Source organism: Mycobacterium sp., assembly GCF_052143115.1.
GTDB lineage: Bacteria > Actinomycetota > Actinomycetes > Mycobacteriales > Mycobacteriaceae > Mycobacterium.
The window spans coordinates 1-14,386 of record NZ_JBKQTQ010000126.1 but is presented as its reverse complement, the minus strand read 5'-3'; the positions used below and the strand labels follow the sequence as shown (position 1 = coordinate 14,386).

Here is a 14,386-nt window from a genome sequence, read left to right as displayed (position 1 = left end):
ACGCGGTGACGTCTATTCCACAGCGTCCTCGTGCAGCTCCGCGAACAGTTCGGTGTTGCGGCTGTAGTCGACGAGTACGTCGATGATGGTGATTCCTGGTTCGTTCAGAGATTGTTTGAGCGCAGCCTCGAACTCGGTCATGCCACCGACGCGGATGCCTTTGGCGCCGAACGCTGCGGCGTAGTGCCCGATGTCATAGTCGCCCAGCTGCACCCCTGACGTGCGGCCGTACTTGAGCTCCTCCTGGAACGCGACCATGTTGTAGGTGTTGTCGCGCATGATGACGTGAGTGAAACTGAGTCCCAAACGAGTCGCGGTCTCCAATTCTTGTGCACTGAAAAGGAATCCACCGTCGCCAGACACCGACACCACCTGGGTATCCGGGCGGACCATTGCGGCGGCCATGGCCCACGGCAACGCGACACCAAGGGTCTGTTGGCCATCGGAGAACAACAATCGCCGTGGTTGGTATACGCGAAAATGCCTGGCCATATAAATGTAGTGCGAACCCACATCGCAGGCGATGGTGGCGTCGTCGTCGATCAGGTCGCGGATCTTGAGAACGAGCGCCGCCGGGTTGACACCGACATCGGTCTGCGGGCGGTTGTGTGCTTCCGCGTCGATCTTGCGCAGCGCGGCACGTTGTTCCGCGATGCCGGCGTTCACGCTGTCGCTCAGCCGCAACCCTGATAGCGGCGGGATCAGCGCGGTCAGCGTCGCGGCGATGTCGCCGCGCAACTCGCAGGTGGGCTGATAGTGGTTGTCAATGTCGGCGGGAATCTCGTCGATGTGGATCACCGTCCGGGCTGGATCGGAGTTCCACAGCCGCGGCTCGTATTCGACCGGGTCGTACCCGACGGTGACCAAAACATCGGCGTGGCTGATGAGGATGTCGCCGGGCTGGTTGCGGAACAGACCAACGCGGCCGACGAAGTGATCCTCGAGTTCGCGCGACACCACACCGGCAGCCTGGAATGTCTCCACGACCGGCAGGTCGGTGACCGCAAGCAACTCACGCAGCGCCGCACATGGCTCCGGATCGCCAACGCGAACACCGACAAATAGGACCGGGCGCTGCGCTGCCCGAATCAGGTTGGCGGCCTCGATGATTCGGTCTGCGGGTGCCGGGCCTAGCGCTGGCACCGGCGACGGCTCCACGATTGCCGCCGAGGTGGCAGTCGTCAATACATCGGCCGGGAGTACCACCGCCGCGGCGCCGCGAGGTGCGGCAACTGCGGCGCGGATGGCGTTGGCGATCGCTTCCGGCACGTTGTCGGGATCGTTGACCTCCCCGGTGTATTTCGTGAAGGGTTTGAGCGCCGCGACAGCGTCCATCGATTGGTGGGTGCGCTTGAGTCGATCGGCTCGGGCGACGGCCCCGCAGATGGCGACCATGGGGTCCTGCTCGGTGGTAGCAGTGATCAGACCGGTGGCCAAGTTGGTGGTGCCCGGTCCTGATGTCACCAGCGCGACACCGGGCGTACCGGTAAGCCGGCCGACCGCGGCGGCCATGAACGCCGCGTTCTGCTCGTGGCGGCAAACCACCAATTCGGGGCCGTCGTCAAGCAGAGCGTCGAAGACGGCGTCAACCTTGGCCCCCGGCACCCCGAAGATGAATTGGACGCCGTACGCGGACAGCGTCTCGACCACGCGTTGGGCTGATCGCGCGTCGCTTTTACTCACCTCATTCTCCCTCGGTGCGGCGGATTTGGGCGTCGAGATCGGCTTTGTTCAACTCGGCGGCGAGGAATTCCGGCGTGCGCGGCAGACTCAAGTGCAGATCGGAACGGACGCCGATCTCGACGGTGCCCCGGCTTAACCGGTAATCGAGGGCGTGGCCGCCGTGGTGACGCTCGGTGTCGACGAAGTGGGAGTGGTAGCCCGCCACCGAGATACCTTGCTCATAGTCGGGCATCCGGAATCCAGCCAGCGTGCCGGTCACGTCGGTGAAGGCCAGCTCCTGTTGATCTTCGGTGGCCTCGGTGAACGGTCGGTAGGGCCGGTGCTGCTCGGTTACCGTGCGGGTGCGAATCACGCTGAAATCACCGGTGACACGGACAGCGACGATGAGGTTGGTACTGGGCAGCGACTCATCGATGCGTGCTTTGAGCTCGGCACGGTCGACGGGCGCGGACACCTCGAATGTGCGGTCGGCGGCGAACCAGGTGACAACGGCAAAGGGGGTGCGTTGCTCCGGATCGGCGACCTGTGCACTACCGTCGCCGCGCAATTGATAGCAGACTCCGTCGAGCACCAGCATCTCGCCGTCGAGACCATTGAACGTGCCCAGGCCGAAGTCCCCGTGCCGCAACAGCTCCCGGATTGTGACATCGCCGTCGTAGACGCCGTCGAGCAAAGCGCCCATCGTCGAGGTCTGGTAAACCTCACTGCCGTGGCGATGCGCGAGCATCGCGTGCGCCCAACCCCGCAGGACGCTCGCTGCGGACTCAGCCGGATCAAAGGCCACCTTGGATCTCCCCGGTCGGCATGGATTGTCGTCGACACCCTGTGATGCTGTGCACGAGAATCGTTGCGCTGATTCCCAAAGCCGTCAACCGCTGTCGCGCGACTTCGCGGCAGCCCTACCACCCGTTCATGCTGATCCGGATTGCGCGGCTCCGCGAAAACGTCGGCGGTTGCGCAGCAAGGCACACCGACGCTGGTGCCTACGCGTTGGCAGATTCTCGGCCTGAGCTGCAGACTATCTGACAGCATGGGATAACTGTCGAATCGGAGACAGATGCCATAACTACCGGGATCCGTCGCGTTACGAGAGGGTGTACCCGTGAACGCTGTGGGGCGCCGGTGGCAGCAGACCGATCACTTTGACTGGTTAAGTCTTTATTTGAACAACCCGGGGTATCCGGCTGAATATGGCGGGCGATGGTTGCCGCTGTTATCGCCTCGATTGCCATGGTTCCGGTTGTGGTGTTGGGCAGAGCGATCGTGACGCACTACCAGGCGCGGTCGTCGTGGCACCGATTGCCAGCGGCTTCGGCGTTATCGTGGCGCTGTTTTGGTTGATCTGCTGCGTTTCTGCTCGTCCGGGTGCTCAATGTGGCGTTTCCGTTTGCGGTGTATTGGCTGGTGCGTGCGCTGGGCAGCGACTTGCGACATTCCAGCCGCGACACACTCACGGGTCTGTTGATCCGCCGGGCCTTTTACCAGTCGGCATACGGGTTGCTGCTGCGCCGCAGGGAAGGGCCGAGCTATTTGAGCGTGGCGATGATCGACTTAGACAACTTCAAGCGCCTCAACGATACTCACGGCCATTCCATCGGGGACCAGGCCCTGGTCGCGGTCGGCGGTGCCCTGCGCCTCGCCTGTCCACCCACATCATTGGTAGCCCGCTTCGGCGGTGAAGAATTCGTCGTCGCGGACACCTACCGCAGCGACGACCTGCTCGACATCGCCGAGCAGTTGCGCATGGCCATCGCCGCCATCGACTTTCCGGTTACGGCCAGCATCCGTATCGCGACCGCGCCGCTGGCCGCGAGCTTCGCCCCCGCCGAGCGTGAACTCATCGACGACCTGGTGAACCTCGCCGACACAGCCATGTACGCCGCGAAACACGCCTGCGGAAACCAGAGCCGCTCCGCCCACCTTCCGCACGCCGACCTAAAAGGCAGCCGCGCTTAACACGCCTACTTCGCACCCGGTCTCGGAAATCTCGCGAAGACAGCCGGAAGTTCCCAGTTCCCGCGGGAGAATTTTTGACTGTGGCGCGTAGCCGTTAAGCCAATACGAGCACGGGAGGGATCTATGGGCGGCATGAAATTAGACCGGCGATCGCTGCTGGCCGCGGCACCACTCTTGATGGCGGCGATGGCCGCCGGTGACAAGACGGCCAAGCTCGACAACATCAAGTTGGCGCCGGCACCTGAAGTCGGCCCGGATCCAAGCGAAACGTTCGTCCAGCCCTACCAGGACATCACTTTCGAGCCATGGGGCAATTTGCCACCGCACAGCGGCGAGCTGGCCAAGCTGTATGGAGATTTCGACAGCCCAGGTCCGTATCTGGTTCTGATGAAATGGAATCCGGGTTGGTTCAGCGCGCCGCATACCTATGCGACCGACCGGATTCAGGTGGTGGTGTTCGGCACCTGGTTTGTCAACAGCGGCAATGATTTCCAACCGCACGATGCGGTTCCGGTCGGAGCAGGTGGCTATGTGAAGCGCACCGCGCGTACCCCGCACTACGACGGCGTACCAGCCGGCCAGCCCGACCCGGCGGTTATTGCCATCTTCGGCCTTGGCCCTGTCGACGTGCAGCTGGTCGACCCGAGCCAGCCATCATGGCGTCAGGTGTGAGACCGCGGAGATCAGTCGGTGCACTAGGCCGGATGCTCGACAGTTAGACCAAGCGTGCGCATCGTGCTCGCCAGGTGCGTCCGCAGGACCTCCTCGGTGCGTTCGAGATCCCCGTCGCGCACTGCTTCGGCGAAGAGGCGATGCTCTTCCAGGATCGTCGTGATCCGCTCCTCGTGCATCACCAATTCACGGTTCATCCGCATCTGACGGTCGCGCAGTGATGAGTAGAAACCGGCCACGATGGCGTTTCCTGACTCTTGAAGGGTGACGTCGTGAAAGGCGCGGTCGGCGTCTGAGAATTCTTCCCAGTCAGATTCAGCGACGGCGTCGCGCTGCTGTTGCAGCTCCGCCGATAGCCGTTCGAATACCGCTGCGCGCACTGCCGCGCCACGTCCGATGACTTTGCGTGCGGCGAACTGTTCGAGAACAAGCCTGGCCTCGATGACCGCGCGGGCCTCCCCCGAGGAAACCGGCACCACGAGCGCACCGCGCTGCGGGTACAGCCGGAGTAGCCCTTCCGCCTCCAACCGCAGGAAGGCTTCACGCACCGGTGTGCGCGACATCCCCAGGGCGGCCGCGACCTCGCCCTCACTGATCAGTTCCCCACCCGGAAACCCTCCGGTCAGCACCTGGCGCTTCACGTAGTCATGCGCGCGGTCCTTGGCAGCAACCCGGCCACCACCATTTGCCTTGGTCGCCACCACGCGCCTCCCCTGCAGCTAAGCCGTATCCCACATGTGTACATCACCGTACACCAGCGTGTCGCCGCCGCTCGGTAGGCGCGGCTGTGATCGATTTCGCAGGTCGGACAACTAAAATACGAGATAAACTGCAGTCATATCTAGAAAATATTTAAGAGGTGCACAAGTAAGGAGGCCGCAATGTCTACTGCGGTAACTCACATGGATCTCGACCGCATCACCCACCCACTCAGGTTGGCCAGAGGATCCCACCAGCCGGGATCAGGTAAAGGCTGCGCCATGAACGTCATCTCCTACACCAACGGCGATGACCGCATCACGGACTTCCCCACCTGCTCAGCCCGTCCCCTGGCTGTCGTCGTCCAGGCCTGCAACGACCTGCTGGCCGGACCTAGTGGCTACCTGTCACCGGAACACAGCGTGCTCGCGATCGAACTCGCCTGGCAGACGGTGGGAACGGCCGGCGTCGCCGACGCCGTTGTCCACGCCTGGCTGGCCGAACTGCTGACCAACCCCGTCTGGGGCGTTCTCCAGTACGCCAAAATCACCGAGGTGAAGGCGATCCTCGACATCGCCGAGCTGCACCGCCAAGCCGCGCGTGGCGACATGCCCGCGAGTACCGCCTGGGATGCCGCCGACCGTGCCGCACGCGCCGCCGCCTGCGCGATGAGCCCCAAGTCCAACGCCGCCGGCGCATTCGCCATCCGGGCCGCATACGAGTCGACCACACTCGTCAACGTGCACCACTACCAGTCGACGCTGGACGCCGCGACCGCATTCGCCATGCGCGCCCACGCGCGGGCCGTCGCGGACACCGCAGCCAGCCGCACGGTCGAACTGGCCAGGCAGGCGATCGCCTCGTGGCGTCAACTCGCCGGGCTGGAGAACTCCCCCAACGAGGCGGCATCGGTGAACAATCGACGCGAAGTGGCGTCCCAGGCCGAGTTTGTTCTGGCGCGGTGACGGGCAGCCACATTCACGATCGCAGCACGACCGCAACCACCGGGATCGCCAGGAGGTCAAGCAGATGAGTTCTATCCCATCGATCACGCTCAACGACGGCAACACCATCCCGCAATTAGGTTTCGGCGTCTTCCAGATAAAACCTGATCAGACTGTCGCCGCGGTGCGTTCGGCGCTGGAGGTCGGGTACCGGCACATCGACACCGCCGAGATGTACGGCAATGAAAAAGAAGTCGGGCAAGGCATCCGCGATGCCGGGCTGGATCGCGGTGAGGTATTCATTACCAGCAAGCTCAACAACGGGTATCACGGGCCGGACGACGCGCGCCGCGCGTTCGACGCCACATTGAGCGCGCTGGATTCTGATTACGTTGACCTCTTCCTGATCCATTGGCCGCTGCCGACGCTTTATGACGGTGATTTCGTCTCGACGTGGAACGTGCTGGAGGAGTTCGCCAGGGACGGCCGCGCACGCAGCATTGGCGTGTCCAACTTCCAGGTCGCGCATCTCGACCGGCTCGCCGAGGGATCGCAGACCGTGCCCGCCGTCAATCAGATCGAGGTACACCCGTACTTCGGCAACGAGCAGGTGCGCGGCTACGACCGCGAGCACCAGATCGCAACCGAGGCCTGGTCACCAATCGCGCAAGGCAAGGTGCTCGGCGACCCGGTCATTACCGGCATCGCCGATGCGCACGGCAAAACTCCTGCGCACGTGGTACTGCGCTGGCACATCCAGCGCGGCGACATCGTGTTCCCGAAGTCGGTGCACGGTGAGCGGATGAAGTCGAACTTCGACATCTTCGACTTCAGCCTCGCCAGCGACGAGATGGACGCCGTCACCGGCTTGGACCGCGGCGAATCGGGACGCACCGGTCCCAACCCCGACAGTTTCGACTACATCCCCGACTGACGACATCGCCACAGGCCTCTCAGGTAAGGCGGCAGCCAGCGACGCTTGACAACTAAGATACAAGATAAATACTATCGGAGTACAAGCGCTACGGAGCATTACTAGGAGGCCCGCGATGTCCACCGCGAATCCAGAAGCGTCAGTCAATCTGGATCCGACAATTCCGGCGCCGATGACGAATGTCGCCGAGTATGGGTTCGAAGGACGGTTTGAAGAGTGGGCCCACGACGCCTGCTATTTCGAATACTCCAAGGCCGCCAACCCCATTGGCTCGGGGCACGCGCCGCAGGTGCCGATCGTTCGGTTCGACCCCGAGATCTATGCCGGCCAGCCGACCGGCATAGTGCCGCTGGATTTGTCCAAGAAGCTGGGAGTCACGACCGGTGAGGCGACCAGCCCGGCGCTGCTGGCCAACTTCGTGAGCATTCGCGCCGGTGAGCAGATCGACACCAGCCCGAACGCCACCAGCCAGCTGTACTACATGCTGTACGGGCGGGGCTTCGCGGCAATCAACGGCCACCTGGTCAAGTGGGAAAAAGGCGACTTTTTGACGCTCCCCGCCGGATGCCACGCGGTGTTCTACGCCGACGCCGAGACAGCCATGTACTGGGTGCACGACGAACCGCTGTTGCGTTACCTGGGTGCCGACGCGGCCCAGCCCAGGTTTCGGCCCACCAAGTTCCGCCGCGCCGACGCCGTCGCCAAGCTCGAGGACATCGCCGCGCGGCCCGGTGCCAACGACAAGAGCCGGGTCAGCGTTTTGCTGGCCAACGCCGATCAGGAGCAGACGCTGACCATCACCCATGTGCTGTGGGCCATGTTCGGTGTGCTGCCGGCCGCCCAGGAGCAGCGTCCGCACCGGCACCAGTCGGTCGCCCTGGACCTGATCCTCGACGCGCCAGCCAGCGGCTGCTACACCCTGCTGGGCACGCGGCTCGACGAGCGCGGGGAAATCGTCGACCCGATCCGGGTGGACTGGCAGGCCGGCGGCGCGTTCACCACGCCGCCCGGCATGTGGCACGCCCACTACAACGAGACCGATACCCCGGCCCACCTGATCCCCGTCCAGGACGCCGGGCTGCAGACCTACCTGCGCAGCCTCGACATCAAGTTCACCCAGCGCCGCGATTTGGTCGCTGGCTGATCCGCGGGCCTAAAGAATACGAGTCGCATGATGATCTACTGGGCTGCAATGATTTTGGGCATTTACTGCGTCTTCGTGATCGAGACAATGAAGTCTAGGTTGAATCCCAGGAGATAGGTCCGCTGAGCTTCAACTAAAGAGAAGAACGCGATGGCGAAAGTACTGCTCGTTTTGTATCCAGATCCGGTCACTGGATATCCGCCGGTGTATGCCCGCGACAGCATTCCGGTGCTACACGGTTACCCGGGTGGCCAGACCTTGCCGACCCCGTCGAAAATCGATTTCACTCCCGGCGAGCTGTTGGGATGCGTGTCCGGTGCACTGGGCTTGCGGAAATTCCTCGAAGAAGGCCACCACCAGCTAGTCGTGACGTCGGACAAGGAAGGCCCGGACTCGGAATTCGAACGCGAGCTGCCCGACGCTGATGTTGTTATCTCCCAACCATTTTGGCCGGCATATTTGACCGCCGAAAGGATCGCCAAGGCTCCCAATCTGAAGCTGGCCCTCACCGCCGGGATCGGTTCGGACCACGTCGATCTCGACGCGGCCATTGCCCGCGGGATCACCGTCGCCGAGGTCACCTTCTGCAACAGCATCAGCGTCGCCGAGCACGCCGTCATGCAGATCTTGACGCTGGTGCGCAACTTTGTCCCCTCACACCAATGGGCCGCCGACGGCGGCTGGAATATCGCCGATTGCGTCGCGCAGGCCTACGACGTCGAGGGCATGGATGTCGGGGTGATCGCCGCCGGCCGCATCGGCCAGGCGGTGTTGCGCCGGCTGATCCCCTTTGATGTCACGTTGCACTACACCGACACTCGCCGACTCCCCGAAGATGTCGAACACGAACTGGGCGTCACCTACCATCCCGATGCCGCGTCGCTGGTGCGCGCGGTTGACGTCGTTTCTATCCACGCTCCGCTGCACCCGCAGACCTATCACCTGTTCGACGAGAAGCTGCTGGCGTCGATGCGGCGCGGCTCCTACATCGTCAACACCGCTCGCGCCGAAATTTGCGTGCGCGACGCGATCGTGTCGGCGTTGAAGAGCGGTCAGCTCGCCGGCTACGCCGGGGATGTGTGGTACCCGCAACCACCGCCGCCCGACCACCCGTGGCGCACCATGCCGCACAATGCGATGACACCGCACACCTCGGGCACCACGCTGTCGGCCCAGGCTCGCTACGCGGCAGGGACGCGCGAGATTCTCGAAGACTGGTTCGCCGACCGTCCCATCCGCGACGAATACCTGATCGTGGCCGGCGGAGCGCTGGCCGGTACCGGAAAGGCGTCTTACACCGCAGGCAGTGGCGCCAGCCCAGGCAGCGGTCAGCCGGTCAGCTGATCAGGTGCTCAACGCGTTTGTTGCCGTCCCAGCGGCGCAAACCGGCCATGTCGGCGTGAATCTCTGACGGTCGACCCGCAAGACGCAAGGCCCGCCCGAGTTGGGCTCCCCCAACTCGGCGGGCCAGCGTGACATGCGCCGTCCACTGACCGGGCAGGCTGTTCGGCATCGGGCCGGGCGCCAAATACGGCCAACAGATTCGGTGCACCTCAGCGTGCACCGCGAGCAGCTCGGCCGTCGGCACGATAAGGCGGGCCAGCACGGCGTTCGATCTGCCGAACAGCAGCGACGCCCCGACGGCGCACCCCAGCGGCAGTCGCTGCGCCACCGGCCGCAGCAGCGCGTCGACGTCCGGCGCGATCCGCTCGGCCACCACCAGCGTCACGTGCGGACGACTGGCCGGCGCCTGGCTGGGTATGCCCGCCGCGGCCAGGTCCCCCCAGATGCGACGGATCGCCGCCTCGGTGTCGCGGTCGAAGACCAGCTCGATCGAATGGACCATCAGCCGACCAGCGCGGTGACCCATTCCCGGTCGAAGGCCTGCGCGCTCATCGCGGCGAACTCGGCAGCTTCCATGAACGCCGCACCGGCAGGCAGCGCGGCGCGCAGCGGCGCCAGGCGTGCCAGTGCAGATCGGTTGGAGGTCTCCACCACACCCGGCCGCATCGGCCATGTGCCGATCACCAGTCCAGCACACGGAATTCCATGTGAAGCAAGCGATTCCACGGTCAGCGCGGTGTGATTGAGGGTGCCGAGCTCGGCGGTGGCCACCACCAGCACCGCGGCACCCAGGTCGACCGCAAGATCCCGCAACGTCACGCCCGCGTCGGCGAGTTCGACCAGCAAGCCTCCGGCGCCCTCGACCAGCGTCAGCTGTCCCGGGCGGTCTAGTGCGCGGACGAGTTTCAGCACGTTGCTGCGGGTGGGCAATGACGTTCCGGCCTGCTCGGCGGCCGCCAACGGCGCCAGCGGTTGCGGGAAACGCGCCAGTCCGACCACCTTGGTCAGCCCCGACAACCGGGTCACCTCGGCGAGGTCGTCGTCACCGGCCTCGGTGCCGGTCTGGACCGGTTTGCATACCGTGACGTCGACCCCGTCCTGCCGCGCGGCCGATGTCAGGGCCGCGGTCACGACGGTCTTGCCGACCCCGGTCCCCGTCCCGGTGACGATCAGGACCGTCAAAGCCGTGCCGCGCGGAGCACGTCGGTCAGCACCGTGCGGGCTACCTCGAGGTCGTCGGCATCCAGCGACGCGCGCGCGGTGAGCCGCAACCGCGACGTACCGGCCGGCACGGTCGGTGGCCGAAAGCAGCCCACCCGAACCCCGGCGTCCAGGCAGGCCGTGGCGGCGGCCAATGCCGCCTCCGGCGCGCCGAGGATCACCGAGACCACCGCCGATTGCGGCGCCTGGGAAACCTCGCAGATCTGCGCCAACGTGCCCGCGTGCCGCAGCACCGCCTCGGGTCGCCACGGCTCGGCGCTCAGGACGCGCAGCGCGGCCAGCGCGGCGCCCACGGCCGCCGGCGCCAGACCGGTGTCGAAGATAAACGGCCGGGCGGCGTCGATCAGGTGGTCACGCACCGGCGAAGTCGCAAGCACCGCGCCGCCCTGGCTGCCGAGCGCCTTGGACAGCGTCGTGGTCATCACGACATCTGGCGCGCCGGCCAGTCCCAGCTCGTGCAGCAGCCCGCGCCCGCCTGCGCCGCGCACACCCAGACCGTGAGCCTCGTCGACCATCAGCAGCGCGCGATGCCGGCGGCACACCTCGTGCAGCTGCCGCACCGGAGCCAGCGCACCATCAGCGGAAAACACCGACTCGGTGATGACGACCGCCCGCTCTTCGTCCCGCGCCGCCAATGCCGCGTCCACGGCGTCGACGTCGCGATGCGGCGTCACCACCACCCGGGCCCGCGACAGCCGGCAGGCGTCGACCAGCGAGGCGTGCGAGTAGGCGTCTGACACCAGCAGTGCACCCGGGCCGGACAATCCGACCACCGCCCCCAGGTTGGCGGCGTATCCGGAGGAGAACACCAAACCCGTCGCGGCGCCGACAAATTCGGCGAGAGCAGACTCGAGTTCCCCGTGCAGCAGGGTGTCACCGGTGACCAGACGCGAACCGGTGGCGCCGGCACCCCAGGTGCGCAGCGCGTCTACTCCGCCTTCGATGACGTCGGGGTGCTGGGAAAGACCCAAATAGTCGTTGGACGCCAGGTCGAGTTCGGTGGCCACTGCCGGGCGCGGGCGCAACGCGCGTCGCAGCCCGGCCTCCCGGCGCTGCTGCTCCACCGCCTCCAGCCACGCGAGCGGTGACGTATCGATCTGCGTCATCGCACTAGAGCCTACGAGAGCCGGTCAGCCGCGCCACCTCGACCATCGCCGAAGTGATCTGCGCGATCTCGTCGGGCGTACAGATGAACGGCGGCATCGCGTAGATCAGGTTGCGGAACGGCCGTAGCCATACCCCGCGGTCCAAGGCCGCCGGGGTGGTGATCGCCAGGTCGACGGGGCGGTCGCATTCGATGACGCCGATGGCCCCGCACACCCGGACGTCGGTCACCGACGGCAATGCCCGCGCCGCTTCCAGGCCTGCCGTCAGCCCGGCGCTGATCGCGGCAACTGACGACCGCCAGTCTTGGCCGAGCAGCAGCTCCACGCTGGCCACCGACACGGCGCAGGCCAGCGGGTTGGCCATGAAGGTAGGCCCGTGCATCAGCGCCCCGGCCTCACCGGAGCTGATGGTGTGCGCGACGTCGGTGGTGCACAGAGTCGCGGCCAGGCTGAGGTATCCGCCGGTGAGCGCCTTGCCGACGCACATGATGTCGGGGCTGACGCCGGCCTGGTCGGCGGCGAACAGCTCGCCTGTGCGGCCGAATCCGGTGGCGATCTCGTCGAACACCAGCAGCGCGTCCTGCCGCCGGCAGATCTCCCGCAGGTCCGCCAGGTAACGCGGATCGTGGAAGCGCATCCCGCCGGCGCCCTGCACCACCGGCTCGACGACGACGGCCGCCACTTCGTCGGCGTGATCGGCCAGCTGCGCCTCGAACGCCGCGCTGTAGGCAGCGTCGTAGTCGCGGGGCACCTGCGGGGCGAACACCTGCCGCGCCAGCACGTCGGTCCACAGCGAATGCATGCCGCCCTCGGGGTCGCAGATGCTCATCGGGGTGAAGGTGTCGCCGTGATAGCCGCCGCGCCAGGTCATCAGCCGCCGCTTGCCGGGCCGGCCGCGACCGCGCCAGTACTGCAGCGCCATCTTCACCGCGACCTCCACCGACACCGATCCGGAGTCGCAGAAGAAAACCGTCTCAAGCCCCGACGGCGTGATGTCGACAAGCAGTTGGGCCAACCGCGCGGCGGGTTCATGGGTCAGCCCGCCGAACATGACGTGGTTCATCGTCGCCAGCTGCGCCGCAAGCGCCGCGTCCAGGGCCGGGTGACCGTGCCCATGGATGGCCGTCCACCAGGAGCTCATCGCGTCGAGCGCTTCGATCGGCCTGCCGTCGCGGATAAGCGTCAGCCGGGTGCCGTGGGCGCCGACCGCGACCACCGGCGGCACCGCTTCGGCGCCGATCGTGCTGTAGGGATGCCATAAATGGGCCGCGTCGATCGCGCTGATCTGCTCGGGTGTGAGCCCGGGAGTCGTCGCGACCATAGAGAACGAGGGTAAAGCAGTCGATCGATTTGCCCGCGACCTGAGCCTTCGGTCAGCATTGAACGACCATGGCTTCGACGCAACAGCCCGTTGACCCGTCCGCGGGCCACGATGCTCACTCTTCAGCCCCCTCCCCGCCACCGGTACTGCGGCTGCGACTGGTCCGGTGGGACGTCACCTGCGCCGTCGCGACGCTGGCCACACTGGTGGTCCTGGCCATTACGACGGATTGGTACTCACGGCTTTTCGGCTTCCTCAGCGACGTGTGCACGGGTGACGATTGCCCGCCGGTGCCCTACGGCGTCGATTTCTACATTTACCCGGTGGTGTGGGGCGGTATCGGCGCCGCGATTTCCGCGGCTCTCATCGGACCGGTGGTTTCCCTGTTGAAGGGCTGGTACCTGTCCTTCTGGCCGCTCTTGGCGTTCGGCATCGTCCTATTGACCTCGGTGGCGGGCTCCGCCCTGACCGCCTTCAGCGAGCCGTACTGGCACTGGCAAGGTTGATCCGGCGACACGCTTGGTGAAAGTCCGGATGAGAGCGAAATCACAACTGCCCGCAGCAGATTGGGCGTCGGTCCAATAAGCGGTCACCGTTCGGTCACGTTACGACAAAAAATCCCTCGGGAAGCACCTGCACTATGGCCCTCGCGGCTATTTGTTGCCAAAGTGTCTGTAGTGACTGTTGTGAATTCAACGGTTCACCGAGGGTCGACGTCTTCTTCCATGTCCTCACGGACATTGGGTGGCGGCGTGCGGCCCCCAACGGGGCGGGCCAGCACACGAGTCTCTGTGGTGAACCGGCATGGAATGACGGCGGATGCGCGAAGTCACCGCGCTGAAGCCACAGAGAGGTGATCCACATGAGACGCAGCTACGCAGTCCCGATCAGTCTGGCCCTGTTGCTGACGCTACCGATGCTCAGCCCCAACTTCGCGACCGCTGACCCGGGCCCGTCGCTGGTGGGCTACCAGCAATCGACCAGCTACGTGATTCAACGCGCGCTTGCGCAGCGCGGTGTGCCGTTCCTGTACGGCGGCGGCAACGTCGCAGGCCCAACCCGCGGCACCGGGCTGAAGGCCAACGTGGTCGGGTTCGACGCTTCAGGTCTGATCCAGTACGCCTATGCCGGCGCCGGGCTCAAGATGCCGCGGACCTCGGGCGAGCAGTGCAACGTCGGCCGCAAAGTTGCTCCCGCACAAGCACGCCCCGGTGACCTGCTCTGCTACGGCCCCGGTGGCACTCAGAGCGTCGCGATGTACCTCGGCAACGGTCAGATGATCGAGGCCACCGAGCCTGCCGTCACGGTCTCGCCGGCCCGCACCAACGGCATGACTCCGTATCTGACCCGAATAATCGAGTC

The 14,386-nt window shown here is 65.4% G+C and carries 15 protein-coding genes; 8 read left to right on the top strand and 7 right to left on the bottom strand.

The genetic code is table 11. The features are described from left to right. Positions 1 to 12: 12 nt before the first annotated feature. Both alsS and budA read right to left on the bottom strand, forming a co-directional pair. Positions 13 to 1,683: an acetolactate synthase AlsS gene (gene alsS / locus ACLQI9_RS13765; protein ID WP_442381723.1), complete on the bottom strand. Its 1,671-nt coding sequence runs from the start codon at positions 1,681 to 1,683 to the stop codon at positions 13 to 15. Between the two features lies 1 nt (position 1,684). Next, positions 1,685 to 2,410 carry an acetolactate decarboxylase gene (budA, locus tag ACLQI9_RS13760; protein ID WP_442381768.1) on the bottom strand — a complete coding sequence of 242 codons (726 nt, stop codon included), beginning with the start codon at positions 2,408 to 2,410 and terminating at the stop codon, positions 1,685 to 1,687. 647 nt (positions 2,411 to 3,057) lie between these two features. On the opposite strand from budA, the gene ACLQI9_RS13755 reads away from it, so the two are divergent. Together ACLQI9_RS13755 and ACLQI9_RS13750 are read left to right on the top strand one after the other, a co-directional pair. After that, the gene (locus ACLQI9_RS13755) at positions 3,058 to 3,639 is read left to right on the top strand and encodes a GGDEF domain-containing protein (protein ID WP_442381721.1); all 582 of its coding nucleotides are present in this window, start codon (positions 3,058 to 3,060) and stop codon (positions 3,637 to 3,639) included. A gap of 132 nt (positions 3,640 to 3,771) precedes the next feature. After that, positions 3,772 to 4,311 carry a tat pathway signal sequence gene (locus ACLQI9_RS13750; RefSeq protein ID WP_442391774.1) on the top strand — a complete coding sequence of 180 codons (540 nt, stop codon included), beginning with the start codon at positions 3,772 to 3,774 and terminating at the stop codon, positions 4,309 to 4,311. 23 nt (positions 4,312 to 4,334) lie between these two features. Here ACLQI9_RS13750 and ACLQI9_RS13745 read toward each other — a convergent pair whose 3' ends face one another. After that, positions 4,335 to 5,012: a GntR family transcriptional regulator gene (locus tag ACLQI9_RS13745; protein ID WP_442381717.1), complete on the bottom strand. Its 678-nt coding sequence runs from the start codon at positions 5,010 to 5,012 to the stop codon at positions 4,335 to 4,337. A 180-nt stretch (positions 5,013 to 5,192) separates the two neighbouring features. On the opposite strand from ACLQI9_RS13745, the gene ACLQI9_RS13740 reads away from it, so the two are divergent. The 4 genes from ACLQI9_RS13740 (at position 5,193) to ACLQI9_RS13725 (ending at position 9,376) form a co-directional block, all read left to right on the top strand. Further along, positions 5,193 to 5,975 (top strand): hypothetical protein, encoded by a 783-nt coding sequence (locus ACLQI9_RS13740; RefSeq protein ID WP_442381715.1) that lies wholly within the window; start codon positions 5,193 to 5,195, stop codon positions 5,973 to 5,975. A 64-nt stretch (positions 5,976 to 6,039) separates the two neighbouring features. Beyond that, positions 6,040 to 6,888, top strand: coding sequence for an aldo/keto reductase (locus ACLQI9_RS13735; protein WP_442381713.1), 849 nt, complete (start codon positions 6,040 to 6,042; stop codon positions 6,886 to 6,888). Positions 6,889 to 7,003: 115 nt separating this feature from the next. Next, positions 7,004 to 8,032, top strand: coding sequence for a cupin (locus ACLQI9_RS13730; RefSeq protein ID WP_442381712.1), 1,029 nt, complete (start codon positions 7,004 to 7,006; stop codon positions 8,030 to 8,032). 150 nt (positions 8,033 to 8,182) lie between these two features. Further along, positions 8,183 to 9,376 (top strand): NAD-dependent formate dehydrogenase, encoded by a 1,194-nt coding sequence (locus ACLQI9_RS13725; protein ID WP_442381710.1) that lies wholly within the window; start codon positions 8,183 to 8,185, stop codon positions 9,374 to 9,376. Here the strand turns inward: ACLQI9_RS13725 and ACLQI9_RS13720 are convergent. Genes ACLQI9_RS13720 through ACLQI9_RS13705 form a run of 4 tightly spaced genes read right to left on the bottom strand, consistent with a single transcriptional unit; the run spans position 9,369 to position 13,024 of the window. After that, positions 9,369 to 9,878 (bottom strand): 2'-5' RNA ligase family protein, encoded by a 510-nt coding sequence (locus tag ACLQI9_RS13720; RefSeq protein ID WP_442381708.1) that lies wholly within the window; start codon positions 9,876 to 9,878, stop codon positions 9,369 to 9,371. The genes ACLQI9_RS13725 and ACLQI9_RS13720 overlap by 8 nt on opposite strands. After that, positions 9,878 to 10,558, bottom strand: a complete 681-nt coding sequence (gene bioD, locus ACLQI9_RS13715; protein ID WP_442381706.1) for a dethiobiotin synthase — start codon at positions 10,556 to 10,558, stop codon at positions 9,878 to 9,880. Before bioD ends, ACLQI9_RS13720 begins: the two co-directional genes overlap by 1 nt. Continuing rightward, positions 10,555 to 11,703, bottom strand: a complete 1,149-nt coding sequence (locus ACLQI9_RS13710) for an 8-amino-7-oxononanoate synthase (RefSeq protein WP_442381704.1) — start codon at positions 11,701 to 11,703, stop codon at positions 10,555 to 10,557. The genes bioD and ACLQI9_RS13710 overlap by 4 nt, the downstream gene beginning before the upstream one ends. Before the next feature lie 4 nt (positions 11,704 to 11,707). Then, the gene (locus ACLQI9_RS13705) at positions 11,708 to 13,024 is read right to left on the bottom strand and encodes an adenosylmethionine--8-amino-7-oxononanoate transaminase (protein ID WP_442391773.1); all 1,317 of its coding nucleotides are present in this window, start codon (positions 13,022 to 13,024) and stop codon (positions 11,708 to 11,710) included. A 68-nt stretch (positions 13,025 to 13,092) separates the two neighbouring features. Here ACLQI9_RS13705 and ACLQI9_RS13700 point away from each other — a divergent pair, with 68 nt between their 5' ends. Continuing rightward, positions 13,093 to 13,530 carry a hypothetical protein gene (locus ACLQI9_RS13700; protein ID WP_442380772.1) on the top strand — a complete coding sequence of 146 codons (438 nt, stop codon included), beginning with the start codon at positions 13,093 to 13,095 and terminating at the stop codon, positions 13,528 to 13,530. A 356-nt stretch (positions 13,531 to 13,886) separates the two neighbouring features. Continuing rightward, positions 13,887 to 14,386, top strand: a 500-nt coding sequence (gene ripD / locus ACLQI9_RS13695) for an NlpC/P60 family peptidoglycan-binding protein RipD (RefSeq protein WP_442391772.1), incomplete at its 3' end; no start/stop codon positions are given.

Excerpts from the sequence above, each read along its gene's own strand:
- budA (WP_442381768.1), bottom strand. The coding sequence starts at position 2,410 with ATGCTCGCGCATCGCCACGGCAGTGAGGTTTACCAGACCTCGACGATG.
- ACLQI9_RS13750 (WP_442391774.1), top strand. The coding sequence starts at position 3,772 with ATGAAATTAGACCGGCGATCGCTGCTGGCCGCGGCACCACTCTTGATG.
- ACLQI9_RS13740 (WP_442381715.1), top strand. The coding sequence starts at position 5,193 with ATGTCTACTGCGGTAACTCACATGGATCTCGACCGCATCACCCACCCA.
- ACLQI9_RS13735 (WP_442381713.1), top strand. The coding sequence starts at position 6,040 with ATGAGTTCTATCCCATCGATCACGCTCAACGACGGCAACACCATCCCG.
- ACLQI9_RS13730 (WP_442381712.1), top strand. The coding sequence starts at position 7,004 with ATGTCCACCGCGAATCCAGAAGCGTCAGTCAATCTGGATCCGACAATT.
- ACLQI9_RS13725 (WP_442381710.1), top strand. The coding sequence starts at position 8,183 with ATGGCGAAAGTACTGCTCGTTTTGTATCCAGATCCGGTCACTGGATAT.
- ACLQI9_RS13720 (WP_442381708.1), bottom strand. The coding sequence starts at position 9,878 with ATGGTCCATTCGATCGAGCTGGTCTTCGACCGCGACACCGAGGCGGCG.
- ACLQI9_RS13710 (WP_442381704.1), bottom strand. The coding sequence starts at position 11,703 with ATGACGCAGATCGATACGTCACCGCTCGCGTGGCTGGAGGCGGTGGAG.
- ACLQI9_RS13705 (WP_442391773.1), bottom strand. The coding sequence starts at position 13,024 with ATGGTCGCGACGACTCCCGGGCTCACACCCGAGCAGATCAGCGCGATC.
- ACLQI9_RS13700 (WP_442380772.1), top strand. The coding sequence starts at position 13,093 with ATGGCTTCGACGCAACAGCCCGTTGACCCGTCCGCGGGCCACGATGCT.